25 protein-coding genes are annotated in these 26,394 nt (G+C 66.8%); 11 read left to right on the top strand and 14 right to left on the bottom strand.

Annotation, left to right across the window (positions count from 1 at the left end; genetic code table 11):
* Positions 1-123 precede the first annotated feature (123 nt).
* From hisN to AC50X6_RS04325, 4 genes are all read right to left on the bottom strand, one after another.
* The gene (hisN, locus tag AC50X6_RS04340; protein ID WP_326967373.1) at positions 124-936 is read right to left on the bottom strand and encodes a histidinol-phosphatase; all 813 of its coding nucleotides are present in this window, start codon (positions 934-936) and stop codon (positions 124-126) included.
* Between the two features lie 89 nt (positions 937-1,025).
* Positions 1,026-2,141, bottom strand: coding sequence for a ribosome small subunit-dependent GTPase A (rsgA, locus tag AC50X6_RS04335; protein ID WP_494965037.1), 1,116 nt, complete (start codon positions 2,139-2,141; stop codon positions 1,026-1,028).
* The gene (gene aroA / locus AC50X6_RS04330) at positions 2,125-3,573 is read right to left on the bottom strand and encodes a 3-phosphoshikimate 1-carboxyvinyltransferase (RefSeq protein ID WP_494965036.1); all 1,449 of its coding nucleotides are present in this window, start codon (positions 3,571-3,573) and stop codon (positions 2,125-2,127) included. The genes rsgA and aroA overlap by 17 nt, the downstream gene beginning before the upstream one ends.
* 8 nt (positions 3,574-3,581) lie before the next feature.
* A complete protein-coding gene (locus tag AC50X6_RS04325; protein WP_494965035.1) occupies positions 3,582-4,130 on the bottom strand; it encodes a DoxX family protein in 549 nt (182 codons plus the stop codon).
* A gap of 330 nt (positions 4,131-4,460) precedes the next feature.
* On the opposite strand from AC50X6_RS04325, the gene AC50X6_RS04320 reads away from it, so the two are divergent.
* Both AC50X6_RS04320 and rsrA read left to right on the top strand, forming a co-directional pair.
* Positions 4,461-5,288 (top strand): sigma-70 family RNA polymerase sigma factor, encoded by an 828-nt coding sequence (locus tag AC50X6_RS04320; RefSeq protein ID WP_494965034.1) that lies wholly within the window; start codon positions 4,461-4,463, stop codon positions 5,286-5,288.
* The gene (gene rsrA / locus AC50X6_RS04315) at positions 5,285-5,545 is read left to right on the top strand and encodes a mycothiol system anti-sigma-R factor (protein WP_494965033.1); all 261 of its coding nucleotides are present in this window, start codon (positions 5,285-5,287) and stop codon (positions 5,543-5,545) included. The genes AC50X6_RS04320 and rsrA overlap by 4 nt, the downstream gene beginning before the upstream one ends.
* 92 nt (positions 5,546-5,637) lie before the next feature.
* Here the strand turns inward: rsrA and AC50X6_RS04310 are convergent, their stop codons facing one another.
* The 5 genes from AC50X6_RS04310 to AC50X6_RS04290 all read right to left on the bottom strand — a co-directional run bounded on the left by AC50X6_RS04310 (position 5,638) and on the right by AC50X6_RS04290 (position 11,934).
* Positions 5,638-5,712, bottom strand: coding sequence for a 50S ribosomal protein bL37 (locus AC50X6_RS04310; RefSeq protein ID WP_104061284.1), 75 nt, complete (start codon positions 5,710-5,712; stop codon positions 5,638-5,640).
* A gap of 96 nt (positions 5,713-5,808) precedes the next feature.
* Positions 5,809-6,429, bottom strand: coding sequence for a PadR family transcriptional regulator (locus tag AC50X6_RS04305; RefSeq protein WP_494965032.1), 621 nt, complete (start codon positions 6,427-6,429; stop codon positions 5,809-5,811).
* Positions 6,429-7,271 carry a DUF4097 family beta strand repeat-containing protein gene (locus AC50X6_RS04300; protein WP_494965031.1) on the bottom strand — a complete coding sequence of 281 codons (843 nt, stop codon included), beginning with the start codon at positions 7,269-7,271 and terminating at the stop codon, positions 6,429-6,431. The genes AC50X6_RS04305 and AC50X6_RS04300 overlap by 1 nt, the downstream gene beginning before the upstream one ends.
* 97 nt (positions 7,272-7,368) lie before the next feature.
* Positions 7,369-7,968, bottom strand: a complete 600-nt coding sequence (locus AC50X6_RS04295) for a GDSL-type esterase/lipase family protein (RefSeq protein WP_494965030.1) — start codon at positions 7,966-7,968, stop codon at positions 7,369-7,371.
* A 129-nt stretch (positions 7,969-8,097) separates the two neighbouring features.
* Positions 8,098-11,934, bottom strand: a complete 3,837-nt coding sequence (locus tag AC50X6_RS04290; RefSeq protein WP_494965029.1) for a multifunctional oxoglutarate decarboxylase/oxoglutarate dehydrogenase thiamine pyrophosphate-binding subunit/dihydrolipoyllysine-residue succinyltransferase subunit — start codon at positions 11,932-11,934, stop codon at positions 8,098-8,100.
* Between the two features lie 284 nt (positions 11,935-12,218).
* Here AC50X6_RS04290 and AC50X6_RS04285 point away from each other — a divergent pair, with 284 nt between their 5' ends.
* The 7 genes from AC50X6_RS04285 to AC50X6_RS04255 all read left to right on the top strand — a co-directional run bounded on the left by AC50X6_RS04285 (position 12,219) and on the right by AC50X6_RS04255 (position 20,156).
* On the top strand, positions 12,219-13,709 hold the full coding sequence (locus AC50X6_RS04285) for a GuaB1 family IMP dehydrogenase-related protein (RefSeq protein WP_494965028.1): 1,491 nt from the start codon (positions 12,219-12,221) through the stop codon (positions 13,707-13,709).
* 388 nt (positions 13,710-14,097) lie between these two features.
* On the top strand, positions 14,098-15,459 hold the full coding sequence (locus AC50X6_RS04280) for a hemolysin family protein (protein WP_494965027.1): 1,362 nt from the start codon (positions 14,098-14,100) through the stop codon (positions 15,457-15,459).
* The gene (locus tag AC50X6_RS04275; RefSeq protein ID WP_494965026.1) at positions 15,456-16,517 is read left to right on the top strand and encodes a hemolysin family protein; all 1,062 of its coding nucleotides are present in this window, start codon (positions 15,456-15,458) and stop codon (positions 16,515-16,517) included. The genes AC50X6_RS04280 and AC50X6_RS04275 overlap by 4 nt, the downstream gene beginning before the upstream one ends.
* Before the next feature lie 152 nt (positions 16,518-16,669).
* Complete coding sequence (locus AC50X6_RS04270; protein WP_494965145.1) at positions 16,670-17,533, top strand: metal ABC transporter solute-binding protein, Zn/Mn family; 864 nt, start codon at positions 16,670-16,672, stop codon at positions 17,531-17,533.
* Between the two features lie 147 nt (positions 17,534-17,680).
* Positions 17,681-18,496 carry a metal ABC transporter ATP-binding protein gene (locus AC50X6_RS04265; RefSeq protein WP_494965025.1) on the top strand — a complete coding sequence of 272 codons (816 nt, stop codon included), beginning with the start codon at positions 17,681-17,683 and terminating at the stop codon, positions 18,494-18,496.
* Complete coding sequence (locus AC50X6_RS04260; protein ID WP_494965024.1) at positions 18,497-19,387, top strand: metal ABC transporter permease; 891 nt, start codon at positions 18,497-18,499, stop codon at positions 19,385-19,387.
* A 55-nt stretch (positions 19,388-19,442) separates the two neighbouring features.
* Positions 19,443-20,156, top strand: a complete 714-nt coding sequence (locus AC50X6_RS04255; RefSeq protein ID WP_494965023.1) for a hypothetical protein — start codon at positions 19,443-19,445, stop codon at positions 20,154-20,156.
* Between the two features lie 15 nt (positions 20,157-20,171).
* Here AC50X6_RS04255 and AC50X6_RS04250 read toward each other — a convergent pair whose 3' ends face one another.
* Complete coding sequence (locus AC50X6_RS04250; protein WP_494965144.1) at positions 20,172-20,639, bottom strand: Fur family transcriptional regulator; 468 nt, start codon at positions 20,637-20,639, stop codon at positions 20,172-20,174.
* A 105-nt stretch (positions 20,640-20,744) separates the two neighbouring features.
* Here AC50X6_RS04250 and AC50X6_RS04245 point away from each other — a divergent pair, with 105 nt between their 5' ends.
* Complete coding sequence (locus tag AC50X6_RS04245; protein ID WP_494965022.1) at positions 20,745-21,401, top strand: MBL fold metallo-hydrolase; 657 nt, start codon at positions 20,745-20,747, stop codon at positions 21,399-21,401.
* A gap of 42 nt (positions 21,402-21,443) precedes the next feature.
* Here AC50X6_RS04245 and AC50X6_RS04240 read toward each other — a convergent pair whose 3' ends face one another.
* Positions 21,444-22,520 carry a PLP-dependent cysteine synthase family protein gene (locus AC50X6_RS04240; RefSeq protein WP_494965143.1) on the bottom strand — a complete coding sequence of 359 codons (1,077 nt, stop codon included), beginning with the start codon at positions 22,518-22,520 and terminating at the stop codon, positions 21,444-21,446.
* A 106-nt stretch (positions 22,521-22,626) separates the two neighbouring features.
* On the opposite strand from AC50X6_RS04240, the gene AC50X6_RS04235 reads away from it, so the two are divergent.
* Positions 22,627-23,499, top strand: a complete 873-nt coding sequence (locus tag AC50X6_RS04235) for a sulfurtransferase (RefSeq protein ID WP_494965021.1) — start codon at positions 22,627-22,629, stop codon at positions 23,497-23,499.
* 53 nt (positions 23,500-23,552) lie between these two features.
* On the opposite strand, the gene AC50X6_RS04230 is transcribed toward AC50X6_RS04235, so the two are convergent.
* The 3 genes from AC50X6_RS04230 to AC50X6_RS04220 all read right to left on the bottom strand — a co-directional run bounded on the left by AC50X6_RS04230 (position 23,553) and on the right by AC50X6_RS04220 (position 26,383).
* Positions 23,553-25,040 carry an HNH endonuclease gene (locus tag AC50X6_RS04230; protein WP_494965142.1) on the bottom strand — a complete coding sequence of 496 codons (1,488 nt, stop codon included), beginning with the start codon at positions 25,038-25,040 and terminating at the stop codon, positions 23,553-23,555.
* Between the two features lie 342 nt (positions 25,041-25,382).
* Positions 25,383-25,727 (bottom strand): hypothetical protein, encoded by a 345-nt coding sequence (locus AC50X6_RS04225; protein WP_494965020.1) that lies wholly within the window; start codon positions 25,725-25,727, stop codon positions 25,383-25,385.
* A complete protein-coding gene (locus AC50X6_RS04220) occupies positions 25,724-26,383 on the bottom strand; it encodes a winged helix-turn-helix transcriptional regulator (RefSeq protein WP_494965019.1) in 660 nt (219 codons plus the stop codon). Before AC50X6_RS04220 ends, AC50X6_RS04225 begins: the two co-directional genes overlap by 4 nt.
* Positions 26,384-26,394 lie beyond the last annotated feature (11 nt).

Here is a 26,394-nt window from a genome sequence, read left to right as displayed (position 1 = left end):
CCGGTAGGTGTCCAGACCACCTCGCTCCGGCCGCGGAGCCCGCCGCCGCAGCCAGAGTCCTACAGGTACCTATGGGAATCCTTGGGTCGCCGGACCGCCAGGGAAGCGCAGCAGCCGGCGCCGTTATAGCAGGTCGTCTAGTCCCGGGTTGAGGCGCCTGAGCACCTCGGAGTGCAGGATCGAGTTGGTGGCCAGGGCGTTGCCGCCGAACGGGCCATCTTCCCCCTCGAGGGAGGTGAAGCGGCCGCCCGCCTCGGTGACAATGGGGACCAGCGCGGCCATGTCGTAGAGGTTCAGCTCGGGCTCGCACGCGATGTCGACAGCGCCTTCCGCCACGAGGCAGTAGGACCAGAAGTCGCCGTAGGCGCGGGTGCGCCAGACCTCCTCGGTGAGGCCGAGGAATTCATCCAGGTTTCCCCGCTGCTTCCAGCCGCCCAGGCTCGAGTAGGACAGTGAGGCATCCGAGAGCTCAGAGACGTTGGAGACCTTCAGTCGGGTCGCGGCGGCCAGCGAGCGGCCCATGTACGCACCAGCGCCCTTGGCGGCCCACCAGCGCTTGCCCAGCGCCGGGGCGCTGACGACGCCGACAACCGGCTCGCCCTCGTCCACGAGAGCGATCAGGGTAGCCCAGACGGGGACGCCGCGGACGAAGTTCTTGGTCCCGTCGATCGGGTCGATGATCCAGCGCCGCGAGCCGTGGCCGGAGCTGCCAAACTCCTCGCCCAGCACAGCGTCGCGGGGTCGGGAGCGGGAGAGCTGGCCGCGGATGGCTTCCTCGACGGACTTATCGGCATCGGTGACCGGCGTCAGGTCCGGCTTCGTCTCGATCCGAAGGTCGAGCGCCTTGAAGCGGCTCATGGTCTGGGAATCTACGGAATCTGCCAGTACATGGGCAAGGCGCAGGTCATCGTTGTAGCTCGAAGCGGGTTGACTCATGGTTCCAAGCTACCGCCAAAGCGGCCGGCCGGCCGGGAGGCTGCGTCGCTGCGCCACGGGAAGCGGGACAGCCGGGCGCAACCGACACGTCAGGAGACGGTGCCCAGTTCCTTGACGTCCTGCGCTTCCATCCGCGGGTCGGTGCCCAGCAGCCGGCGCAGCGAGGTCAGCCGGGCGGGGCCTGACGGGCCGGCATGTCCCCCCGCTACCCAGGCGTCGACACCGCAGTTGACGGCGCTGGTGTTGTGCTTGCAGCCCCGCTCGCAGCGGTCGGTGCCGGGTTCCAGATCCGGGAAGGAACGCAGGATCCGGTCCGGGTCCACATGGGCCAGGCCGAAGGAACGGATGCCGGGGGTGTCGATGATCCAGCTGCCGGACGGTGCATCGTTGACCTTGAGGGCCAGCGCCGAGGAGGAGGTGTGCCGGCCGCGCCCGGTCACGGCGTTGACGCCGCCGGTGGCGCGCTCGGCCCCGGTCAGGGCGTTGACCATGGTGGATTTGCCGACGCCGGAATGGCCCAGCATCACCGTGACCTTCCCGTCGAGGTAGTCGCGCAACTGTGAGACGGCGTCCTTGTCGAGCCGCGCCGAGAGCCCGTCGTCCGAGCGGGCGTCGATTCCGGAGGCGGCAGAATCCGCCGTCTTGGAAATGATCACCGGGAACGCGAGGTGCTGATAGTTGGACAGCAGCCCGGCGGGATCCTTGACGTCGGCCTTGGTGACGAGCAGCAGGGGAGAAATGCCGGCGTCGTAGGCGGCCACGAGGGCACGGTCGATGAAACCGGTCCGGGGTTCAGGGTTGGCGGCCGCCACCACGATCACCAGTTGGTCGGCATTGGCGACGACGGCGCGTTCGATCGGATCGGTGTCGTCCGCGCTGCGCCGTAGCAGGGTTTTGCGGTCCTGGATCCTGACCAGCCGGGCCAGGGTGTCCGGCTCGCCGCTGACGTCCCCCACAAGGGAGACGAAGTCGCCGGCCACCACAGGGTTGCGGCGCAGTTCCCGGGCGCGGGCGGCGATGATCTTGCGTTCCTCGCCGGTGCCCTCGCCGACGACGGCGGTGTAGCGTCCGCGGTCGACGGTGATGATCCGGCCGGTGACTGCATCGTCGTAGCTGGGCCGGTCCTTCGTGCGGGGGCGTGAGCCCTTCTTATTGGGGCGGATCCGGACATCGGACTCATCCCAGGAGTCAGTGCTGCGTGCCACTGGCGGCGTCCATTTCTGCAGCGGCTGCGTCCGCCGGGGGTGCGTCCGGCGGGGCGGGCGTCCCGGCAGAGGACTGGGCCAGCATGGCTTCCCACAACCGGGGGAAGTCCGGCATGGTCTTGGCTGTGGTGGCGATGTCCTCGACCTCGATGCCGGCTACGGCCAGTCCCAGGATGGCGCCGGCGGTGGCCATCCGGTGGTCCGCATAGCTGTGGACGGCGCCGCCGTGCAGCGGAGCGGGCCGGATGATAAGGCCGTCGGACGTCTCTTCGGCGTCGCCGCCGAGGCGGTTGATCTCGGTCACCAGTGCGGCGAGCCGGTCCGTTTCGTGGCCGCGGAGGTGGGCAATTCCGCTCAGCTGGGAGGATCCGGAAGCCAGGGCACAAAGGGCAGCCACGGTGGGCGCGAGTTCGCTGGTTCCATCGAAGTGGGCGCCCTTGATCTCCGGGCCGCCGGTGACGGTCAGGATGCCGTCCTCCAGCGTAACGGTGGCTCCCATGGTGGTGAGAATGCTGCGCCAGAGGTCCCCCACCTGGGTGGTCCCGGCGGGCCAGCCCGGGATCCGGACCGTGCCGCGGGTTGCCAGGGCCGCCGCGAGGAAGGGGCCGGCGTTGGAGAGATCCTGTTCGATGCGGCGGTCAAAGGCGCGGATGGGCCCGGGGGAGACAGCCCAGTGGTTCGGGACCGAGTCATCCACGGTCACTCCGACGCCGCGCAGCACGGCGATGGTCATGGTGATGTGGTCCATGCTGGGCACGGGTTTACCGGGGTGTTCGGTGCTGCGGTGTTCCAGGTGTAGCCCGTCCGTGAAGCGCGCGCCGGCCAGCAGCAGGGCGGACACGAACTGCGAGGACGCGCTGGCATCGATGACAAGGTGCCCGCCGCGGACCTCACCGGTGCCGTGGACGGTGAACGGCAGGGACGACGCCGGCCCGCCGTCGGGCGCGCTGACAGCGACGCCGAGCCCCGTGAGTGCCTCGATGATGGTGGCCATCGGCCGGTTGCGGGCGTGCAGGTCGCCGTCGAACAGCGTCTGTCCGTTACGCAGTGCCGCCACCGGGGGGACGAAGCGCATGACGGTGCCGGCCAGGCCACAGTCGATTCCGGTGCCGGCCGCGGGGCTGTCCAGGCTGATGGGGGTGATTTCCAGGTCGGGGCCGAAGGCGCCGTCACCGGGGACCTCCGTGATGGTGGCGCCGAGCCGGCGCAGCGCCTCGATCATCAGGGCGGAGTCCCGGGAGTGCAGCGGCGCACGCAGTCGCGAGGGCCCGTCGGCGATGGCCGCCAGCACCAGATACCTGTTGGTCAGGGACTTGGAGCCCGGCACGGTGACCGTCGCGTCGACGGGCCGGCCGGCGAACGGCGCCCGCCAGAGCGGGGCGACGCCGGCCGGGACGGGGAGGGCAGCTGCGGTGGGGGTGGTGCCGGCCATGTGCTTGCTTATGATCCGACGGTGTGGTCTACGGCCTTACGCACCGCTTTGTCGGCTTTCTTCAGCTGCTTGCCCGTGGTCTTCCTGACGTCAGAGGCGAGGTGGCCGGCGTTCTTCCTGGCGTCGGACGCGAGGTGCTCCGCGCGCCAGGCCAGGCTGGGCTTGCCGTTCGTGTCCACGGAGGCCAGCAGCACGCCGCCCGTCAGCGAGACGTTTTTCAGCAGCTGCTTGCGGCGGGCGTCGCGGCCCTCCTTGGAGGTGATGTCCGCGCTGCGCCATTCGACGTAGCCATTAAGGGCGGAGATGACGGCCAGGACGGTGGCGGCAAGGCGGGCGGACTTGCCGAGCGCGAAGAGGACGCCGGCACCTACCTGGGTGCCGCCGATGACGCGGGCCAGCACCTTTTCATTTGTCTGGAACGGCAGGGACTCAGCCGCGCGGCGCAGCAGGGGGGACAGCTGTGCCGCAGTGTCATCCGCATTCTTCAGCTTGTCCACACCGGCAAGGACGAAACTGGAGGCGAGCATGGGGCGGGCGAGAAAGCGGACAAACGGCATGGATTTCCTCCTGGAGAGACGAACCGCGGAATCGACGCGGGAGAACCGGTTCCAGTCTTGCACTTTTGCGGAATATTTGCCCGCCGGACGTGGTTGTGAGTGGCAGGTTCCAGCCGCTCTTCAATGGCTGGATTTTGAGTCGGATCAGCCCGGTAGCCGGGCTGCAACACACAGGCACGGCCGGACCAATCCGGTGCGGCCCGAGGAGGCGGAGATTTGATTCTGGTCAAGGACAGTGTGGAGCTGGCAGCAGATCCCATGCAAGCGTGGGGCGTCGCCCGCCAGGATGGTTCCGGTGCCCGCCGGACGGTGACAGTAGACTTGAAAGCGATGAGCACCATGGATCCGGCCGTTGCGGCCATGCACGAGGTAGCCGGAAACGGTACCGCGCCCGCCAAGTCACCTGTTGCCGGGCCCGCTGGCGCACCCCGTGAGGCTGCCCCGGCGGCTGAGGAAGTCCTGGCTGCGCCGGGTGTCGATGCGCCGGCCAACGAAGCCGCCGTCCGGGAGACCATCGTGGATGGCCGGCTGCTGGACGTCGCGGTCGAGTCGTCGGACGAGCGCCGGGTCCGTTTTGAACGGGACGCCATGCAGTATGTGGACCAGTTGTACTCCGCGGCCATGAGGATGGCAAGGAATCCCGCAGATGCCGAGGACCTCGTCCAGGAGGCCTACACCAAGGCCTTCTCCGCGTTCCATCAGTACAAACCCGGGACCAACCTCAAGGCCTGGCTGTACCGCATCCTCACCAACACCTACATCAATCTCTACCGCAAGCGGCAGCGCGAGCCGCTGCAGTCGAATTCGGACACCATCGAGGACTGGCAGCTGGCCCGCGCCGAGTCGCACACCTCCTCGGGACTGCGTTCGGCTGAGGCCGAGGCGCTGGACCACTTGCCGGATTCTGACGTTAAGCGGGCGCTGCAGGCGATCCCGGAGGAGTTCCGCCTCGCGGTGTATTTCGCCGACGTCGAGGGCTTCGCGTATAAGGAAATTTCAGACATTATGAACACGCCGATCGGGACCGTTATGTCACGGTTGCACCGGGGCCGGAAGATGCTGCGGGATATGCTCGCCGACTACGCCGCCGAGCGGGGATTCAAAGCCGCAAATACCGCTGCGGCGCCCGGAAGCAATAAACAGGAGAACAGGAAATGAGCGACTGCCAGGGACTGGGCGATTGCGACGACGCCCGGATGGAACGTATTTACGAGTATCTGGACGGGGCGCTTACGCATGATGACATCGCTGAGATCAAGGATCACCTGGACGGGTGCCCGGAGTGCTTTGAGCAGTACGACCTCGAATGTGTCATCCGCGTAATGGTGAAGCGTTCGTGCACGGAGGCGGCACCGGAGAACCTTAAGAACGCGATCCTCGAGAGGATCCATACAATCCGGCCCGTCGAGGCCTGAGCGTCCGCGGCCCACTGGCATAAAACGAATGACCCCGGAATCCTCAAGGATTCCGGGGTCATTCGTTTCAAGCTGTTAATTCAAGCTTTTGCTTAGGCGTTGGGGCGCTTGCCGTGGTTCGCGCCGCCACGCTTACGGTCACGACGTTTACGTGCACGTTTGCTCATAGCTGGCCTCCTTAATATTGGTACTCACAAGAGCTGCCCTCAAGTCTCCCACATCGGGACCCGGGCCGCGAACCGGCGGTCTGCCCGCCGGCGGGCTCAGCCGAGCGAATTGCGGATCGAGATCCGGGCCTGGTCCAGCACCGTCTTGACCGTCTCCAGCGTCACTGGAGTGATGGGCTGCCGGCCGCCGTGGCGGCGCAGCTCCACTCGGATGTCGTCGCGGAAGGTCTGGACCAGCATTTCCGCTTCGCGCAGGCGCCGGTCGCTCTCCTGGGAGTAGCGCGGGCCGGTGAGGGCGCCGACCGTTGATCCTGCCGCACGGGCCGTGGAGCGTGCCGCCTCCGCCGTCGCGGCGAGGTCGGCCCGCAGCCCGCGCATATTTTCCCGGATATCCTGCCGCAGGTTGTCGGCGAGACGGCGGACCGAGGCCGAGATGTCATCCTCCACTCCGGCCAGTTCGTCCCGCCTGCTGTTGAGCTCAACGAGGCCGGCCGGGGTGATGCTGTAGTTGGTCCGGCGGCCCTCCGTCCGGGTGGCCACCAGTCCTTCCTCCTCCAACTTGCCGAGCCGCGGGTAGATGGTGCCGGCGCTGGGGGAGTAGGTGCCGCCGAACCGTTCGCTGAGTGCCTTGATGAGTTCGTAGCCGTGCTTGGGGCCGGACTCGAGCAGCGCGAGCAGATACAGGCGCAGCGCTCCGTGGGCAAAGACCGGAGGCACTAGTGCCCCGTTTCGGGATCCGCGGTCGGCTGGCCGTGGAAGACGGAGGTTTTTCCCGAGACGGAGTTGGTGCGGACCAGCATGAGCTGGGCATCAGGTCCCGCGATGGTCTCCACGGCACCGCCGGGCTGGGAATATTTCTGGTCATCGATGACCACAGTGCCGCTGGCGGTCTTGGCGATAATGTCCACGCCGACGTCGTGCGGCAGCCGGATAGTGACGTCGCCGGACACGGAATTCGAGCCGAAGTCCTGGGTGAAGCCGTGCAGATCGAAGCCCAGGTCGCCGCTGACGGTGTTCGCCCGGACATGGCTAAGATCGCCCGAGGCTGTGACCTCGCCGGAGACGCTCCTTGCTGTGAAGACGCCCTGGTGGCTGCGGGCGATCACCTCGCCGCTGACGGTGTTCACGGACAGGTTCCCGGACGTGCCGTCGGCCAGGACAGAACCGGAGACAGTGTTCAGTCGGGTGTGCCCGCTGAGGCCGGACACCATGCCGTCGCCACTGACGGTTCCCGCCTCGACCTCGACGCCGGCCGGCAGGGCGATACTGACGACGACCGAGTTGCTGCTGCTGTTGTTGACGGTGCCCATGAGGTTCTTGAACCAGCCCTGCGGGCCATGCAGCTGGTGCCGGATCTCGAGGCGCCCGTTGACCAGGCTGATCGCGAGAGGGTCACCGTGGACCTCGGAAACCTCGATCCGGGCAACGGCCTCGTCATGGGTGACGACGTCGAAGCGGCCCCGGATGATCCCGAGCTTGAGCGAGCTGACGCCGTCGACGTCGATGGTCTTCGGGCCGGTGACGGTCCACGTGGTTCCTGCCGATTCGTGCTCTGTCATGGTTCCTCCGGGAAGGCGCTACGGATGCAAATCATCACGATATATCGTGACTATGAAACTCACGATATATCGCCTTGCGCCCCGGGGTCAAGGCCGGTCACTCCGGCGTGTCAATGCCAAGCCACTGGAACCAGCCGCGGTGCAACACAAGCCACGCCATCAGCCCGTAGCCCGCCTGTCCCGGGGTGCCGTTGTTTGCCGCGAGGTCCTGGCGCCACTGCTCGTGGTTCAGCAGCGGCGAGAAGGTGTCCACGTAAAGGTGCTTACGGCGGTTGGTGACATCGGCGAAGGCCGTGTTGAGCTCGCCAAGCCTGCGGTTCTGCGCCGGGTCCAGGGTTGGCGGCGGACCCACCACAAAGACCTCGATCTTGTTCTGCGAGGCGGAATCCAGGATGTTAGCCAGGTTCAGCCGGCTGCGTGCCGTGGAGAGACCGAATTCGATGTCGCGGCCGGAGAGCCCGATCACCAGGCGGTTCTCGTGGCTGGCGCTGAAGCGGCGCCCGGTCTCCTCGAGCCAGCGCGCGGCCAGCCCCTCGGTCCCTTCCTGCGGGCACGGCAGGGAGTAACTTTCCACGGACATTTCGTCCTGGGGGGTGCGGGCAAGCACCCGGCCCAGCCAGCCCAGCGCGCGGGGGTCACCCAGCCCGGCCAGCAATTCATCACCAACGGCTGCGATCCGCAGCTTTCGATCTTCCACGACTACCTCTTCACTCCATAGCGCTAACGGGACGCAGTCCACCAGACCACGCCGGTCCGGAAAGGCCGGTTAAACACCGCTGCCCGGCCGGAGTTGCGTATTTCCATCTCCGGCCGGGCAGCAATGACTTTACTTACGTGCGAATGCCTGCTTGAGCAGGGCGTCCTGCTCCGCCGCATGCCGCTTCATCGACCCTGCCGCGGTGGACGCCGAGGCGGGACGGGATGCGAGGCGCACCCGGCGGTCCAGCTCGTCCGGGAGATTGAGGCCGATGAACGGCCACGGCCCCTGATTGGCGGGCTCGTCCTGCGCCCAGACAACGTCGGCGTTCGGGTACTTGGCAAGCTCCGCGGCGATCTCGGCGGACGGCAGCGGGTAGAGCTGCTCCACCCGCACGATTGCCGTCGTCGTGTCGCCGGTCTTCTGCCGGGTGGACAGAAGGTCGTAGTACAGACGGCCGGAGACCAACAGCACGCGTTCGACGGCGTCGGCCGGCAGCTGCTCGTGCTCCGGGATCACGGGCCGGAAGGTACCGGTGGTGAAGTCTTCCACCGACGATGCGGCGGCCTTGAGGCGGAGCAGCTGCTTCGGCGTGAAGATGATGAGCGGCTTGCGCGGCCGGCTGTACGCCTGGCGGCGCAGCAGGTGGAAGTGCGACGCCGCCGTGGTCGGGTTTGCCACGATCATGTTCTGCTCGGCACACATCAGCAGGAAGCGCTCGATCCGGGCCGAGGAGTGGTCCGGGCCCTGGCCTTCGTAGCCGTGCGGCAGCATCAGTACCAGCGAGGACCGCTGGCCCCACTTTTGCTCTGCGGAGGAGATGAACTCGTCGATGATGGTCTGCGCGCCGTTGACGAAGTCACCGAACTGCGCTTCCCAGAGCACCAGGGCATCCGGGCGTTCCACCGAGTAGCCGTATTCGAAGCCCATGGCCGCGTATTCGGAGAGCAGGGAATCGTAGATCCACAGCTTCGCCTGGTCCTCTGAGAGGTGGGCCAGGGGTACCCACTCGTCACCGTTGGCGCGGTCGTGGAAGACGGCGTGGCGCTGCACGAAGGTGCCGCGGCGCGAGTCCTGGCCGGCGAGCCGGACCGGGACACCTTCCATGGTGAGCGAGCCGAACGCGGCGAGCTCACCGAAGCCCCAATCGATGCCACCCTCGCGGGACATCGCTTCACGCTTCTCCAGCAGCTGCTTGAGCTTGGTGTGAACGGTGAAACCCTCGGGGATGTCGGTGTGGGCCTTGCCGATACGGGCCAGCATCGCGGCGGAAATCGCCGTCGACGCCGGGGTGCGGGCGGACGAATCGCCCTGCTGGGAAAGCGGGCGCTCGATGTCCGACACAGCGGCAGAATCGGCCGTGATAATCGGAATCGGCGACGTCTGGGCTGCGTGGGTTTCGGCGAAGACGCGCTCCAGCCGTTCCTGGTAGTCGCGCAGCAGCTGCTCGGCTTCCTCCTCGGTGATGTCACCGCGGCCGATCAGCGATTCCGTGTACAGCTTGCGGACCGAACGCTTGGCTTCGATCAGGTTGTACATCAGCGGCTGGGTCATCGAGGGGTCATCGCCCTCGTTGTGGCCGCGGCGGCGGTAGCAGACCATGTCGATGACAACGTCCTTGTGGAACTGCTGGCGGAAGTCGTAGGCGAGCTGGCCGATGCGGACCACGGCCTCCGGGTCATCGCCGTTCACATGGAACACCGGTGCCTGGATCATCTTGGCGACGTCCGTGGAGTAGGTGGAGGAACGCGAGGACGACGGGGCGGTGGTGAAGCCGACCTGGTTATTGACCACGATGTGGATGGTGCCGCCGGTGCGGTAGCCGCGCAGCTGGGAAAGGTTCAGCGTCTCCGCCACCACCCCCTGGCCGGCGAAGGCCGCATCGCCGTGCACCATGATCGGCAGCACGGGGAATGCCTTGCCCTGGTCGAGGCGGTCCTGCTTGGCGCGGACGATGCCTTCGAGGACGGGGTCGACAGCTTCAAGGTGGGACGGGTTGGCCGCGAGGTAGACCTTGGTCTCCTTGCCGTTGTCCGAGGTGAAGGTACCCTCGGTGCCGAGGTGGTACTTCACGTCGCCGGAGCCCTGCACCGAGCGCGGATCCTGGGTGCCCTCGAATTCGCGGAAGACCTGGGCATAGGTCTTGCCGGCGATGTTGGTGAGCACATTGAGCCGGCCGCGGTGGGCCATGCCGATCGCTACTTCGTCGAGTTCGTCGTCGGCCGCATTGGAAATGACGGCGTCCAGCAGCGGAATCAGGGATTCGCCGCCTTCCAGCGAGAACCGCTTCTGCCCGACGAACTTCGTCTGCAGGAACGTCTCGAAGGCCTCGGCCGCGTTGAGCTTGGAGACGATGCGGAGCTGCTCGTCGCGGCTCGGTTTGGAGTACGGGTGCTCGATCTGGTCCTGGAACCACTTGCGCTCGGCAGGGTCCTGGATGTGCATGTACTCGATGCCGGCGGTGCGGCAGTAGGCGTCGCGGAGGACGCCGAGGATGTTGCGGAATTTGAGCATCGGCTTGCCGCCGAAGCCGCCGGTGGGCCATTCGCGGTCCAGATCCCACAGCGTCAGGCCGTAGGTCAGGACGTCGAGGTCCGGGTGCTTGCGCTGGACGTACTCGAGCGGATCGGTGTCCGCCATGAGGTGGCCGCGGACGCGGTAGGCGTGGATGAGCTGCTGGATCCGGGCGACCTTGTTGATTTCGTCGGCCGGGTCCACCTGCAGGTCCGGGCTCCAGCGCACGGGCTCGTACGGGATGCGCAGGGATTCGAAAATGTCGTCGTAAAAGTTCTGCGCGCCGAGCAGGAGCTGGTGTACGAGCTTCAGGAACTCCCCGCTGCCGGCACCCTGAATGACGCGGTGGTCATAGGTGGAGGTCAGCGTGAGGACCTTGCTGATGGCGTTCTGGGCGATGATCTTCTCGCTGGCACCCTGGAACTCCGCCGGGTAGTCCAGGGCGCCGACGCCGATGATGGCGGCCTGGCCCTTGGACAGCCGCGGAACTGAGTGCACCGTGCCGATGCCGCCGGGGTTGGTCAGTGAGACCGTGGTACCGGAATGGTCATCCGCGGTCAGCTTGCCGGCGCGGGCGCGCTTGATCAGGTCCTCGTAGGTGTGCCAGAACTCGGAGAAGTTGAGGGTCTCCGCCTTCTTGATGTTCGGCACTATGAGCAGGCGGGTTCCATCAGGCTTGGGCATATCGATGGCGATGCCGAAGTTCACGTGCGCCGGCTGGACGGCGACGGGCTTGCCGTCGATCTCGTCGAAGTAGACATTCATCGAGGGGAACTGGGCCAGGGCGCGGATGACGGCGTAGCCGATCAGGTGCGTGAAGGAGACCTTGCCGCCGCGGGCACGGGCCAGATTGGAGTTGATGACCACGCGGTTGTCGATCAGCAGCTTCGCCGGGATGGCCCGGACGCTGGTGGCGGTGGGCACCTCCAGGCTGGTGATCATGTTGGCGGCGATGGCCTTGGCGGGGCCGCGAAGGACGGACACGACGTCTTCCTCGGGAGCCGTCGGGGCCTTGATGTTCTTGGGCAGCTGGGCCGGGATGGGCGTGGTGCCCGGGCTGGCCTCCGAAGTCTTGGAGCCGTCGCGGGCGACGGTGGCCGGGGCTTTCTTCGCTGCGGCAGGGGTCGCTGCGGCAGGGGTCGCTACCGGAACGGGGGCAGGTGCTGCGGGAGTGGGTGCTGCCGGAGCGGGAGCAGGTGCTGCCGGCCGCGACGGCGACGCGGCAAGCCGAGCTACAACGGGGATTTCGCGGGTGGCGGGGTGCGCAACTGTCGCTGCGCCTGAGGCTCCGTTGGTGGACGAACCGTCACCGGCGTCGAAGGATTCGAACAGCGGCCACCACTTGGCATCGACCGTGTTTTTGTCCTGCTGATAACGCTCGTACAGTTCGTCAACGAGCCACTCGTTTCCGCCAAATTCCTCGGGTAGACGGTGGCTAGGCTGCTCTGGCACTTGAAATACGCCTCTTCCGTGAGTTTGATTCCCACTGGTTTCCACGGTGCCGCAGCACGACGATCGAACCAGTCTCTGCGTCCAGTGAACCCAGACCCCTGCCAGTCTAGTGACGATTCGAGCCAAACCGCCAATAGGGGTGACTCAAATCATCAACTTGCCGGACTGCCTCGACAAGCGGGGAAGTGCGGCTGCGCGCCGGGCCGCTCGGCGGCAACCGCTCGCTGTCCAGCACGCCTAGAATCATTGCCTAAATACCGTAGTTGCCAATCCAAGGAGCAGTTGTGCGATTCCTGAGCGCGCCCACCACCGATCTGACCTACTCGGACATCTTCCTGGTGCCGTCCCGTTCCGATGTCACATCACGGCTGGAGGTGGACCTGGCAACCGACGACGGGACGGGCTCCACGATTCCGCTGGTCGCAGCGAACATGACGGCCGTGACGGGCAAGCGGATGGCTGAGACCATGGCGCGCCGCGGCGGCCTCGCCGTATTGCCGCAGGATGTCCCGCTCGAGGTGATCCGCGACGTCACAGCCTGGATCAAGACCCGCCACACGGTCCTGGAAACCCCCGTCACCCTCTCGCCGGCCGACACCGTCATCGATGCGCTCCATCTGATGGGGAAGCGGCCGCACGGGGCAGTGGTGGTGGTCGATGACGCCGGCACCGTGAGGGGCGTGGTCCGTGCGGCCGACTGCGAGGGACAGGACCGCTTCGCCTCGCTCGCCTCCGTCATCCGCCACGAGCCGCTGGTGCTTGACGCGGAAGGGCTCGACGCCGACGGGCTCGGAACCGGAGCCGGCGGCCAGTCCCCAGGCCAGTCCCTTCGGGGGCTGCGCCGTGCCTTCGACGCGATGGACGCCGCAGGAACCGACTACGCTCCCGTTCGGCTGAACGGAACCCTGGCAGGGGTTCTCACCCGCAGGGGCGCGCTGCGTTCAACGCTCTACCGCCCGTTGCTTGACCAGGCCGGCAAACTCAAGGTCGCTGCCGCCGTCGGAATCAACGGCGACGTTGCCGGCCGGGCCGCGGAACTTCTGGCCGCCGGAGTCGACGTGCTGGTCCTCGACACCGCGCACGGCCACCAGCGGAAGATGTTCGATGCGCTGGCCGCGGTGAAAGGCCTCAACCCCGGCGTCCCGGTGGTGGCCGGCAATGTGGTCACTGCCGAGGCGACCCGGGAACTGATCCAGGCCGGGGCGGACATCGTCAAGGTGGGCGTCGGGCCGGGCGCTATGTGCACCACCCGCATGATGACCGCCGTGGGCCGTCCCCAGTTCTCCGCGGTGCTGGAGTGCTCCGCGGCTGCCCGGGCAGCGGGTGGCCGGGTGTGGGCCGACGGCGGTGTCCGCTACCCGCGCGACGTGGCACTGGCCCTCGCGGCCGGGGCCAGCCAGGTCATGATCGGCTCCTGGTTTGCCGGCACACACGAGAGCCCGGGGGACCTGCAGCTGGAGGCCAGCGGCCGCCAGTTCAAGGAGAGCTTCGGCATGGCCTCGGCCCGGGCCGTGCAGAACCGCAACCAGCGCGAAGGCGCCTTCGAAAAGGACCGCAAGGCCCTGTTCGAGGAGGGCATCTCCACCTCCCGCATGTACCTCGATCCGGCCCGGCCCGGCGTCGAGGATCTGCTGGACATGATCACCGCGGGCCTCCGCAGCTCCATGAGCTATGCCGGGGCCGCGGACCTCGCCGCGTTCCGGGAACGCGCCGTGGCGGGGATCCAGTCCGCGGCTGGCTACGAGGAAGGCCGCCCGGTTCCGCAAAGCTGGTGACCAAAGCTGGTGACCAAAGCTGGTGACCCGGGCTGGCGGCCCGGGCCGCCGGAACTGCCGCCGTCGGGCGTCACTGTAGAGGGCGCGAGTTGGCGGGCGGCGGCAGCCGCTCCTGTAGACTGGAACTCTTATGGACAGTAAATCTAGGTGCCGGCCTGGGGGCTGTCAGCGGAGAACCGGAACCGGTCCCGCACAGTCCACCCGCAGAGCCGGCAAACCCCGTTCACGTGCCCATCATGCTCCGGCAGTACGCCAGTCCGGAGCTTTTCAGGAAACAGGGCCGGCCCCCGCCGGCCAGCCTCCGCCTGACAGCCTGCTCCCGCGCGGCCGCCCTGTACGCGGCCTACTCCTGCCCGGCCGCCTCTGCGCCCCGGAAGCAGGCCGCTAAATGGAGTGGATCCTTCTCGGCGTAGGCCTCCTGCTCATCCTCGGCACCGGTTTCTTCGTGGCTGTCGAGTTCTCCCTGGTGGCCCTTGACCAGACCACCGTCCAGCGCGCCGTCGACAACGGCGACACCGCGGCCGGGCCCCTGCTCAAATGCCTCAAATCCCTGTCCACGCAGCTTTCCAGCTGCCAGCTGGGCATCACCATCACCACCCTGCTGACCGGCTATGTCATGGAACCATCGGTCGGCCAGCTGCTCGAAGGTCCCCTAGCCGCCCTGGGACTCCCGGACGCTGCAGCCGCCTCCGTGTCCCTCGTCCTCGCACTGGCCCTGGCCACGCTCTTGTCGATGCTGATCGGGGAGTTGGTTCCCAAGAATATGGCCATTGCGTTGTCGTTTACCGTAGGCAAGGCCCTGGCCCGGCCCCAGCTGGTCTTCACCGCAATCTTCAAACCTGCCATCGTGGTCCTTAACGGCTTCTCCAACAAGGTCCTGAATATTTTCGGTCTGGAGGCCAAGGAGGAGATTTCGGGCGCCCGGACGCCGGCCGAACTGGCGTCATTGGTGCGCCGTTCGGCCGCGATGGGAACCCTCGACGCCGGCACCGCCAACTTCATTGCCCGGACGCTGAAGTTTTCCGGACGGACCGCGGCGGATGTGATGACACCCCGGATCCGGATCGAGACCATCGACGGGGACCAGCCGGTGTCCGACATTGTGGAAGCCGCGCGCCGGACGGGCTATTCGCGCTTCCCTGTTATCGGCGAATCCTCGGACGATATCCGCGGCGTGGTGCACATCAAGAAGGCCATCGCCGTTCCTTCGGGCCGGCGCGCCAACCTTGAGGCCGGGGCGATCATGACCGATGTGCTCCGGGTTCCGGAAACCATCCACCTCGACGCGCTGCTGGCGGAACTGCGCGAAGGCAATCTGCAGCTGGCCGTGGTCTTGGACGAATACGGCGGCACCGCCGGGATCGCCACGCTGGAGGACCTGGTCGAGGAAATCGTCGGAGAAGTCGCCGACGAACACGACAAGGTCCGGCCGGGGCTGCTGCAGAACGCCTCCGGTGACTGGTATTTCCCGGGGCTGCTGCGCCCCGATGAACTCTCCGAACAGATCTCGGGCCTGACCGTGCCCGACGAGTCTGCCTACGAAACGGTGGGAGGCTACGTCATGAGCCAGTTGGGCCGCATCGCATCGGTCGGTGACACTGTCGACGTCGGCGGCGGGACCCTTAGCGTCACCCGCATGGACGGGCGCAGAATCGACCGGATCTGCTTTCAACCCGTCCGGGTTCCCGGTGCGGACGACGGCGAAAACCACAGCGCGAACCATGCCGCCGGACGGGCCGGTGCCGCATGAGCGACTGGGCGGGAATCATCTGGCTCGTTGTGCTGCTGCTCGGCAATGCCTTCTTCGTTGGTGCTGAATTCGCGGTCATGTCCGCACGCCGGAGCCAGATCGAACCGCTCGCCGAGGCGGGGTCCAAGCGGGCGCAGACCACGCTGCTGGCGATGGAGAACGTCTCGTTGATGCTGGCGTGCGCCCAACTGGGCATCACCGTCTGCTCGCTGCTGATCCTGCAGGTGGCGGAGCCGGCCATCCATCACCTGCTGGCGGTCCCGCTGGAAGCCGTGGGCATGCCGGTGGAGATCGCCGACGTCGCTGCATTCGCCGTCGCGCTGCTGCTGGTCACGTTCCTGCACGTCACCATTGGCGAAATGGTTCCGAAGAACATCTCGGTGACGATGGCGGACAAGGCGGCCCTGCTGCTGGCCCCGCCGCTGATGTTCATCGCCCGGCTGGTGAAGCCGGTGATCGGGACCCTCAACTGGGCCGCGAACCACATCCTGAAGCTGATGCGAATCGAGCCCAAGGACGAGGTCACCTCCTCCTTCACACTCGAGGAAGTGCAGTCGATCGTGCAGGAATCCACCCGTCATGGACTGGTGGACGACGACTCAGGACTCATTACGGGTGCCCTGGAGTTCTCGGAACATACCGCGTCCGTGGTGATGGTGCCGCTCGACAAACTGGTGATGCTGAAGGCGAACACCACCCCGGTGGAGTTCGAGAAAGCCGTGAGCCGGACCGGTTTCTCCCGGTTCCCGATGCTTGACGACGACGGGATGCTCTCCGGCTACCTCCACATCAAAGACGTGCTGTCGATCCCCGACGCCGCCTACCACCAGCCCATCGCGGAAAGCCACATCCGCTCCCTGGCAAACCTGGCCATGGACGATGAGATCGAGAAGGCCATGTCCGTTATGCAGCGGACCGGCTCGCACTTGGCCCGGGTGATCGGGCCGGACGGACTCACCCAGGGGGTGCTGTTCCTGGAGGACGTCATTGAACAGCTCGTGGGAGAGATCCGGGACGCCACCCAGGCCACCGGCTACCGGAGGCTGGGGCAGGACTAGCCGGCGGGTAGCCCTAAATAGGAATCATTCCTATTTGGGGCTACACTCGAAGCCGATACTAATGCTCCTGATTCTCAATAAACGATCCGAGGTTCCCCGTGCGTCGTCCTGCTGCCCGTGTTCTAGTGGCTGCCCTTGCCGGCCTCAGCGTGATGCTGACTGCCTGTAGTCCAACCGCGGCGACCCCGCAGGAAACTGCCAGGGATAAGACCATAGAGGTCGTCGCCTCCACCAGTGTCTATGGAGACATCGTCAGCGCCATCGGCGGAGCCAAGGTGGCAGTTAACTCCATCATCAACCGCACCAGCCAGGACCCGCATTCCTACGAGGTGACCACCCAGGACAAACTGGCGGTTTCCAAGGCCGATCTGGTGCTGGAGAACGGCGGCGGCTATGACGATTTCATCCAAAAGCTGTCCGAGGAGAGTGGGCTGGACCCCAAGAAGATCTTGAACGCCTCGGAGCTTTCCGGGCTGGAGAATGCTGGCCAGGCAGGCTTCAACGAGCACGTCTGGTACAGTTTTCCGGCCATGAAGCGGCTGGCAGACGCCATCGCGGCTAAGCTCGGCGAACGTGAACCGTCGTCGGCGGAGACTTTCCGCAGCAACGCCTCTGCCTTCAAGGAGTCGCTCGGGGGCCTGGAGGCGAAACTCGCGACGATCAAGGCCGCCGGTGGCCAGGGTGCCGCCGCCGTCACCGAGCCGGTGCCGCTCTATCTGCTGGACGCTGCGGGTCTTGAAAACACGACCCCCGACGAGTACCTGGAGGCCATCGAATCCGGCTCTGACGTCCCGCCTGCCGTGCTGAAGTCCGCCGTCGACCTGGTGCGTTCCGGCGCAATCAAGCTGCTGGCCTACAACCCGCAGACCGAGGGCCCGCAGACGGTGGCGCTTCGGGACGCCGCGGACGCCGCCGGCGTTCCCGTGCTGAACTTCAGCGAGACGCCGCCGGAGGGCAAGACGTATCTGCAGTGGATGACGGACAACGTGGACAGCATTGCCAAGACGCTCTCCTGAGCACAGCCCGGCCAATAGGCGCTGGTTCAACCGGCCCCCGGCCCCACGGATCGTCGGGGCCTAAGATGATAATCGCAACAGCGTGAATAGACGCGTCAGCGGAACGCGCGGGTAAGAAGACCCGCGCAGAAATTGAGGAAAACCAAGTTGACATCCGTAGTGAGCCTCCGTGGTGCTTCCCTCTCGTTCGGTCAACGGACCCTCTGGGAAAACCTGGATCTGGACATCAACCCGGGTGAATTCTTCGCGGTCCTCGGCCCGAACGGCAGCGGCAAGACCACCTTCCTTAAAGTGCTCCTGGGGCTGCAGGAACTTTCGTCCGGAACAGCCGTGCTTGACGGGCATCCCGTTCAACGGGGGAGCCGGCGGATCGGCTACATCCCGCAGCAGAAGGCCTTCGACCCCGACACTCCGCTGCGCGCCCGCGATCTGGTGGGCCTCGGCATCGACGGGCACCGCTGGGGAGTGCGGCTGGGGGAGGCCAAAGCCAACCGCAGGATCGACCGGCTCCTGGGCATGGTGGGGGCCGAGGACTATGCCAAGACACCCGTTGGGCAGCTCTCCGGCGGCGAGCAGCAGCGGCTGCGGGTGGCGCAGGCCCTTGCCACCGATCCGAAGGTCCTGCTCTGCGATGAACCGCTGCTCTCACTGGACCTGCAGCACCAGCAGGCTGTCAGCGGACTGATCAACGAACAGTGCCACGGACGGAAGAGCGCCGTCGTGTTCGTAACGCACGAGATCAACCCCATCGTGGACTATGTCGACCGGGTGCTGTATCTGGCCGGCGGACGCTTCCGGGTCGGCACACCGGCGGAAGTCATGACCACCGAGGTCCTGTCCGATCTCTACGGCAGCCGGGTCGAAGTGATCCACGCGAACGGCCGGCTGGTGGTGGTGGGCGTCCCTGATGCCACCACCCACCACCACCACGACGCGCACGCCGTTGCAGGGGCGGTGGGCTAGATGGATTTCGAAAGCCTGCTGAACTCCGTTTTCAACTTTGAGAACTACGGCGAGTTGCTCATCCTGGTCCAGAACTCGATCTGGGCCGGCGCGGTACTGGGGCTGCTTGGCGGCCTGGTGGGGACCTTCGTGATGAAGCGGGATCTGGCCTTCGCCGTACACGGCATCTCCGAGCTCTCCTTCGCCGGCGCGGCCCTAGCCCTGCTGATCGGTGTGGACGTTGTGCTGGGCTCCCTTGCCGGTTCGGTGGCGGCCGCCCTGCTGCTGGGCCTGATGGGGGTGCGCGCCCGGGACAAGAATTCGACCATCGGCGTCCTGATGCCATTCGGCCTCGGCCTGGGCATCCTCTTCCTCTCACTCTATGAAGGACGCGCCGCCAACAAGTTCGGCCTGCTGACGGGGCAGATCGTCTCCGTGGGGACTGTCCAGCTGCAGGTGCTGGCCGTCGCCGCCGTCGTCGTGATGCTTGCCCTGATCGCCATTTGGCGGCCCCTCACCTTTGCGAGCGTTGACCCCGACGTCGCCGAAGCCCGCGGTGTGCCGGTCCGCGCCCTCGCCCTCGGCTTTATGCTGCTGCTGGGCGTCAGCGTGGCGCTCTCCATTCAGATCGTCGGCGCCCTGCTGGTGCTGGCGCTGCTGATCACCCCCGCGGCGGCGGCCCTGCGGGTGACGTCGTCGCCCCGGCTGGTGGTGATCCTCAGCGTCGTGTTCGCGGTGGCGGCGACCGTGGGCGGCATCCTGCTGGCCCTCGGCGGCCGGCTCCCGATCAGCCCCTACGTGACCACTCTGTCGTTCCTGATCTACGTCATCTGCCGCGTGATCGGCGGCGTCCGGGCAAAGCGGGGAATGAACGGGCGCGTGCTGCGGAGCGCTCCGGCACCGGCTGCCTGAGCCTGTCGAAAGGCCCGTTGACCCGCCCGTTGACCGTGGCCACTAATCTTGTCGTATGAAGCGGATTGTCCTGTGGCTCATGCTCGCCGTGCTGACGCTGGCCGCGGCGGAAATCGCGCGCCGGCTGGGCGGCGACGGCGCGGCTGGCCTGGTCCTTATGGTCGTCGCGGCGAGTGTAGGGACAACTGTCGGGGTGGGTTGCGGCAACAGACAAGCCGCGGAGACGGAAAAGTACAGGAAAGCCCTGATCTCAGGCCGGAAGATGCCCGCAGCCAATGATCCCCTGGATCCTGACCCCCAGGATGTCGTTGCACTCATCAGGGCAGCGGTGTCGGCACCATGGCCAGCATCAGAATCTGATCGCAGGACCTGTTTTTCGACGTTGAAGCTGGTTGACCGCGACCACCTCGAACCGGCGCACCCCCTGGTGCGAAGCGGGCTGCTCGTCGCCCCATCGCTCGGCGCTGCCGAAGGAATCTGGGTCACCCTTGGTGACCGCCTGCTATCCGTCACCGTGTTCCTCTACACGGATCCTCGTCCGGGACCCAGCGCCGCCGAGCTCGGCTATGTGGCAGTGCACGAAGGGTTGGTCGCCCTTCTTGGAGCTCCGGACGAGGAGAACTCCCGGCACGTCGGTGAGCCGACGAGTCGGTGGACCGCGGGTGGGACGCGGATTGAAATGTCCTGCCACTACCGGCATGTCGATTCACTCGAAATCGAGCTCAAACATGGCGCACTGGCAGAGGAGTACGAGGCACTGCTGGGGTAGGCGGCAGCTGCCTGGCTACCCGCCCGCCTGGCGTGCCGTGCACTCCGGGCACAGCCCGTAGATCTCCACGGTGTGTTCCACCGCGGTGTAGCCATGCTCTTCAGCAATCCGTGCGGCCCAGGCCTCGACGGCGGGTGCCTCCACTTCGACCGCCTTGCCGCAGTTGCGGCACAGCAGGTGATGGTGGTGGCCGGTAGCGGCACAACGCCGGTAGACGGCCTCGCCGTCGGCGTTCCGGAGTGCGTCAACCAGGCCGTCGTCGGCGAGGGACTGCAGAATCCGGTAAGAGGTGGCCAGGGAAACCGAGGTGCCACCGTCCTGCAGGATGCGGTGGAGTTCCTGGGTGCTGACAAAATCCGCGAGCTCGTCCAGGGCTGCGCTGACCGCGAGCCGCTGTTTAGTGACGCGCTGTTCTTTGCCCGCGGCTGCGGCCGGGGCGGGAGCCGGCCGCGGGCTGTGGCCGGCTGTGGCGTCCTGGGACATCGTGGAACTCGCCTCGCTGATCGTCTTGCTCTTGGGTGATGGCAAGGTCCAAGATTACCAGCCGGGTCCGTGGACACGGGAATGCCGGGTGCCTAGGCTGGCCTGATGTTGCTGACGAAATTCACCCATGCCTGTGTCCGGCTCGAGAAGGAGAACAAGGTGCTGGTCTTTGACCCGGGAACCTTCTCCGAGACGGACCAGGCGCTGGCCGGCGCGGATGCCGTGCTGATCACCCACGAACATGCGGACCACCTCGACGTCGACGCCGTCGTCGCCGCACTGCTGGGCAGCGCCACGCTGCAGCTCTTCGCGCCGGCCGGGGTAGCCGCGCAACTGCGCGACAAGGCGGCCGACGCCGGATCCCGGATCCATCCCGTTGCCCCCGGGGCGGACTTCGAGGTTGCCGGCTTCGCCGTCAGGAGCTTTGGCGGGCAGCACGCGCTGATCCATCCGCAGATTCCGGTGGTGGCCAACATCGGCTACTTTGTGGATTCCAATGTGTACCATCCGGGGGACTCCTTCATAGTTCCCGACGGCGTGGAGGTGCGGACGCTGCTCGTGCCGATCCACGCACCGTGGAACAAGGTAGGCGAAGTGGTGGACTTCGTCATCGGCGTCCGCGCCCCGAAGGCATTCCCGATCCACGACGCCCTGCTCAACGAGAGTGGCCGTAGCCTGGTCGAGGGCCATGTGACCCGGTTCGGCGCCAAATTCGGCACCGAATACCGGCACCTCTCCAGCGGTGACTCGGTGGAGGTCTAGGCACGGCCGGACGAACCCGGCCGGACGAACCCGGCCGGGAGCCTAGGCCGGCCAGACCCCGCTGGCGAAAAACTCGCGGATGGTGGCCTCGTGGGGCTCAGGGTCCAGCCCCTGGGACAGCAGCCAGCCCGGGTTGTAGTAGTTGCCAGCGTAGCGGTCGCCGCCGTCGCACATCAGGGACACGACGCTGCCGCGCCGGCCCTCGGCGATCATCCCGGCGATGAGCTGCCACACGCCCCAAAGGTTGGTGCCGGTTGATGGGCCGGCGTGCAGTCCGGCGTGCTGCTGAAGGTGCCGCATCGCCGCCACCGAGGCGGCGTCCGGAACCTGCACCATGTGGTCGATCACCGCGGGAACAAAACTCGGCTCCATCCGTGGCCGGCCGATTCCCTCGATCCTTGAGGGAAGCCCTGTCGCCGCGGAATGCTCTTCGCCGTAGCGGCAGCCCAGCCACGCGGGGTAGAACGCGGAATTCTCCGGATCTACAACGGCCAGTTCCGTGTTGTGGCGGTGATAGCGGAGGTACCGGCCGATGGTCGCGCTGGTCCCGCCGGTACCGGCACCCACCACGATCCAGCGGGGGACCGGGTGCTCTTCCAGCGCCAGCTGGCCGAAGATCGACTCGGCGATGTTGTTGTTTCCGCGCCAGTCCGTCGCCCGCTCGGCATACGTGAACTGGTCCATATAGTGGCCGTTGGTGCTCCTGGCCAGTTCACCGGCGGCGGCATAGACCTCCGAGGCATGGTCCACCAGCAGACAGGAGCCGCCGAACTGTTCAATCAGGGCGATCTTCTCGCGGCTGGTGGTCCGCGTCATTACGGCGATGAACGGCAGCCCCAGCAGTTGCGCAAAATAGGCCTCCGAGACCGCCGTGCTGCCGCTGGAGGCCTCAACAATGGTGGTCCCCTCGGTGATCCAGCCGTTGACCAGCCCGAATAAAAACAACGACCGCGCCAGCCGGTGCTTGAGGCTTCCGGTCCGGTGCGTGGATTCGTCCTTGAGGTACAACTGGACACCCCAGTGCTCCGGGAGCGGAACCGAATACAGGTGGGTGTCGGCGGAGCGGTTGTTCTCGGCATCGATTCTACGGACGGCCTCGTCAGCCCAGGCCCGGCCCATTGTGCGCTCTCTGATCACCGCACCAGCCTACCCGCGGCCGACGCGCCACCAATGACCGTGCAGGTGATGATCCCGCAGCTGATGACCCCGCAGCTAGAGTTGGCGGATGCAGACCCTCATGGATGTTGCGGAACTCAAGGTCCGGCTGGGCGGTGTCGGGCAAACCGGGCAGCGCACGGTGCTGTTGGATGTGCGCTGGGAGCTCGGCGACCTGCACGGCCGGGAGCACTACCTCGCTGGGCACCTTCCGGGCGCTGTTTTCGTGGACCTCGCGACCGAACTGGCTGGTCCGGCGGACGCTGGTCGCGGCCGACATCCGCTCCCGTCGCTGGAACAGTTTCAGGCGTCCGCCCGCTCCTGGGGAGTCCGCAGCGGCGATCTAGTTGTTGCCTATGACAACACCGGCAACATGGCAGCCGCCCGGCTTTGGTGGATGCTCCGGAACGCCGGCGTTGCGGACGTTTGCCTGCTCGACGGCGGACTGGCCGCCTGGCGTGCCGCCGGGTTCGACGTCGAAAGCGGCGAGCGGCGGCCGGCTGGTGGGGACATCCTCCTCTCGGACGGGGCCATGCCTGTGATCGACGCAGGCCAGTCGGCATCATGGGGCCGGCAGGGACTCCTCTTGGACGCGCGGGCGGGGGAGCGGTACCGCGGCGAAATCGAACCGGTGGATCCCCGTGCCGGCCACATCCCGGGAGCCGTCAGCGCCCCCACCTCGGCCAACCTCGGCCCGGACGGCAGGTTCCTTCCGGCCGAACAGCTGCGGGAACGCTTCACCGGTGTGGGTGTGCGGCTTGATATCCCCACCGCGGTCTACTGTGGTTCGGGCGTGACGGCGGCCCACGAAATCGCGGCGCTGTCCATTGCAGGATTCCCTGCAGCGCTCTTTCCGGGATCTTTCTCCGAATGGTCCAACGAGCCCTCGAACGAAGTCGTGACCGGCACGGCGCCCTACGATGGCGGCACCCCCGCGCCATAGGTGCAGGAGGACACGCTCACCCTCTCACCCGCTTCTGACTGCAACGCGGGCAGTCACATACGGCCCGTTATGCCCTGTCGGATGGGCCGTAAGTGACCCCGCGTTGCTGTTGGCGGCGGCGGCTTGCCGCTCCGGAGGATCTTGGCCCGGCGGCGGCGAGGCGGGGGTGGGTCCGGTGACGTCCGGCTCAGACCTGATTCCGGCAGCGTCGTTCGCGGCGGCTTCATTCCCGGCGGTGGTGTTCCTGGGAGTGGCGGGGCGGTGGAGTGGTAGCTGTGGCCGGTGGGGGTGGTGAGGTCGATGGTGTGTTTTGGCCCGGGGCGGGGTTTGGCGGTCCAGCCGGGGTTTTCTTTGGTGTGGTTGCAGGCTTCGCAGAGTCCTGCGCCGTTGGTCCGGGTGGTGGTGCCGCCGTGGTGCCAGGGGATGATGTGGTCGTAGTGGCGGATGGGGGCGTCGCAGTAGGGGGTGCGGCAGGTGTCATCGCGGGCCTGGATGAAGCGGCGGAGCCCGGGTGGGAAGAGCCGGGCGCGGGAGTCCATGCCGATCAGGTCCCCGGTGCCGGGAGCGGTGTAGAGCCGGCGGAGGAAGAGGTTGAACGCCGCGTCATCGTTGACCGTGGCCCCGGCCTTGGGGGTGTGGGTGAGGATGTTTCGTGCCCAGCCGGCGGGGACGATGCCGTAGCCGGGGAGGCGGGCTGGTTCGGAGTCGCCCTGGAGGAGGGTGCGGTCGGTCATGATGAGCTGGAGTTCGATTCCGGTGATCCCGCCGGGGGTGCCGGTGGTGCGTTCGAGGAGGCCGTCGGCCATGAGTTGGCCGCGGGAGCGGGGGTCCCCGGCGGCGCGCAGGGTGTCGGCGTGCCGGGTCAGGGCGGTGTACACCGCGACGCCGTCGGCGACCGGGAGCAGCGCGGTGAGGCAGGTCATGGTGTCCGGGGCGGGGCGGAGGCTGACGTGCCGGTCGGTGGCGGCGTGGGCCGAACGCTGAGTGACGGTGCGGGGGTCGCGGCGGTAGGCTGCGGTCCGGGCGCGGGCAACAACGGCCCGGTCTCCGGCGCCGTCGAAGGTGCCGGTGTCCGCGGCGAGTTCCTCGTCGACGGCGGCCCGGTCGGCGGCGGACAGGCAGGCGGTTTCCCGCACGAGGAGGGTGGCCCGCCATTCGTTGAGCCGGCCGGTCTGCAGGGCAAGGAACGTGTGGGGCATTTCGGTGACGAGGGCTGTGGCCAGGCCCAGGAGCCGGTTGCCGCGGGCGGGGGATTCGCGCCGGGCCAGCGCGATCTGCGCACCGACCCCGGACCCGTGCCCCGCGGCGTGCTCCGCGCCGGGCCCGGCACCCGGATCTGCGCCGGGCGCCCCGGGGCCGCGCTGTGCGGCGTGCTGTTTCCGGCGCTGGATGAGTTCGAAAGCGACGGCGATCCGGGCCTGCAACGCTGCCGCGGCGGATTTGAGGTCCTCGAGGTCCCGGAGCTGAGAGATCAGCCCGGCCCCGCCGTCGTCGTCGTCATGGCAGGGCCGGACAGCGGCCAGTGAGCGGGCCACCTCCATGACCGTCACACCGCCTCCCGAAGTAGCCACCTCGGACCCCCTATTACCGTCCATGTAAAAAGGCTATCGGGCACCTGTGACAATCAAGACCCGCGCAGGTGTCCATCCAGTTCGGACTCGTTCCCTCCTGTTTGGTGGCGGGACGACGGCTGCGGTCAGCGATTCTGCGGTGTCCCCGGCGGTGGTGCGGGTCATGGCTGCCGGGCTCATGGAGTGAGTCCTCGGCCCTCCAGGGCAGACGGCTTTGACGGAAAGCTCAACGATCGTAGAGTCCGCTACGAACACCTCAGTCAACCCTCACCGGCTGACTCAAAATGCGGTGTCCGGCCGGCGCCGACTGCCTCAGGGCGATTGGCTGACGTATTGGAGCGCTTCTCTGGTGAGTGCGGTCCAGGCTTGCAGCGTAGTTTCCAGATCCGGCGATGCAGGGATCGCGACCCATTCGCGCATTGTGCGCGCGCCCATGATGACAGGTTCCGCAGTGCCGTCGTCCACGAGGGCGGCGGCACGTGGGCGGGGAAGCTTGACGATGAGACGGTCGCCGTGGCCGAGGAAGGCCACGATCTTGTTTCCGGTGCGCAGCCCAGGGCTTCGGAACATTGTGCCCAGATCGATCGGCCCGTCGGGTTTGAGCGCTGCGGCTATTTCCTGAAGAAGATAAATCCCGGTCGAGGGCGGATGAGTCACGATACTGTTACCGCCGCAGAAGCCCGGATGCCGCCGATAACGCGGCGCACCGCGCCGATGTCCCCGGTGATGAGCCCCGCGGTAGCCGCAGCGCTGACGGGCATCTGGCCCGCGAACAGGGCAACGAGAGCACCGGGATCACCATCAACCACGGCATCAGGGGGGTCGTGCGGCCCGCTCGGGGTGATCCGAATGGTGCCGGCCATCGCGGTAATGTCGCATCCGTCGTCAATTGTCCCGACACGCACCAGCTGCCGGGGAGCTGCGGGATGATTGTCTCGACATAGGGCGCGCAGCGGCAGCAGCAGCCAATGCGCACGAAAGGATTCTTCAGGCGTCGGGGCGCTCATCACCGGTGCGCCCCATTTGATGAACTCCCGGACGACGCCCTCGAGTGCGGCGCCGCGATCGGTCAGAGAAAACACGACTGCTTTCGCGGGGCGGGGCAGTTCCGAGCGCAGCACCAAACCGGCCAGCTCCATGTCGCGAAGCCGGCCTGCAAGCAAGTTGGTGGCAATCCCCGGTAGGCCGCGTTGCAAGTCCACGTACCGGCACTCTCCAAGTGACAGCAGTTCGCGAACGATCAGTAGCGTCCACCGATCACCGATCAGGTCAAGTCCTCGCGCCAGCGCGCAGTACTGCCCATAGGTCTTCACGGAACCAGACT

The sequence above is a fragment of the Pseudarthrobacter sp. HLT1-7 genome (assembly GCF_059383435.1).
Note: the sequence above shows the minus strand (reverse complement) of the source record. Positions and strands in the feature narration are given on the sequence as shown.

Excerpts from the sequence above, each read along its gene's own strand:
- hisN (WP_326967373.1), bottom strand. The coding sequence starts at position 936 with ATGAGTCAACCCGCTTCGAGCTACAACGATGACCTGCGCCTTGCCCAT.
- aroA (WP_494965036.1), bottom strand. The coding sequence starts at position 3,573 with ATGGCCGGCACCACCCCCACCGCAGCTGCCCTCCCCGTCCCGGCCGGC.
- AC50X6_RS04325 (WP_494965035.1), bottom strand. The coding sequence starts at position 4,130 with ATGCCGTTTGTCCGCTTTCTCGCCCGCCCCATGCTCGCCTCCAGTTTC.
- AC50X6_RS04320 (WP_494965034.1), top strand. The coding sequence starts at position 4,461 with ATGAGCACCATGGATCCGGCCGTTGCGGCCATGCACGAGGTAGCCGGA.
- rsrA (WP_494965033.1), top strand. The coding sequence starts at position 5,285 with ATGAGCGACTGCCAGGGACTGGGCGATTGCGACGACGCCCGGATGGAA.
- AC50X6_RS04300 (WP_494965031.1), bottom strand. The coding sequence starts at position 7,271 with ATGACAGAGCACGAATCGGCAGGAACCACGTGGACCGTCACCGGCCCG.
- AC50X6_RS04280 (WP_494965027.1), top strand. The coding sequence starts at position 14,098 with ATGGAGTGGATCCTTCTCGGCGTAGGCCTCCTGCTCATCCTCGGCACC.
- AC50X6_RS04275 (WP_494965026.1), top strand. The coding sequence starts at position 15,456 with ATGAGCGACTGGGCGGGAATCATCTGGCTCGTTGTGCTGCTGCTCGGC.
- AC50X6_RS04270 (WP_494965145.1), top strand. The coding sequence starts at position 16,670 with ATGCTGACTGCCTGTAGTCCAACCGCGGCGACCCCGCAGGAAACTGCC.
- AC50X6_RS04260 (WP_494965024.1), top strand. The coding sequence starts at position 18,497 with ATGGATTTCGAAAGCCTGCTGAACTCCGTTTTCAACTTTGAGAACTAC.
- AC50X6_RS04255 (WP_494965023.1), top strand. The coding sequence starts at position 19,443 with ATGAAGCGGATTGTCCTGTGGCTCATGCTCGCCGTGCTGACGCTGGCC.
- AC50X6_RS04250 (WP_494965144.1), bottom strand. The coding sequence starts at position 20,639 with ATGTCCCAGGACGCCACAGCCGGCCACAGCCCGCGGCCGGCTCCCGCC.
- AC50X6_RS04245 (WP_494965022.1), top strand. The coding sequence starts at position 20,745 with ATGTTGCTGACGAAATTCACCCATGCCTGTGTCCGGCTCGAGAAGGAG.
- AC50X6_RS04240 (WP_494965143.1), bottom strand. The coding sequence starts at position 22,520 with ATGGGCCGGGCCTGGGCTGACGAGGCCGTCCGTAGAATCGATGCCGAG.
- AC50X6_RS04235 (WP_494965021.1), top strand. The coding sequence starts at position 22,627 with ATGCAGACCCTCATGGATGTTGCGGAACTCAAGGTCCGGCTGGGCGGT.
- AC50X6_RS04230 (WP_494965142.1), bottom strand. The coding sequence starts at position 25,040 with ATGGAGGTGGCCCGCTCACTGGCCGCTGTCCGGCCCTGCCATGACGAC.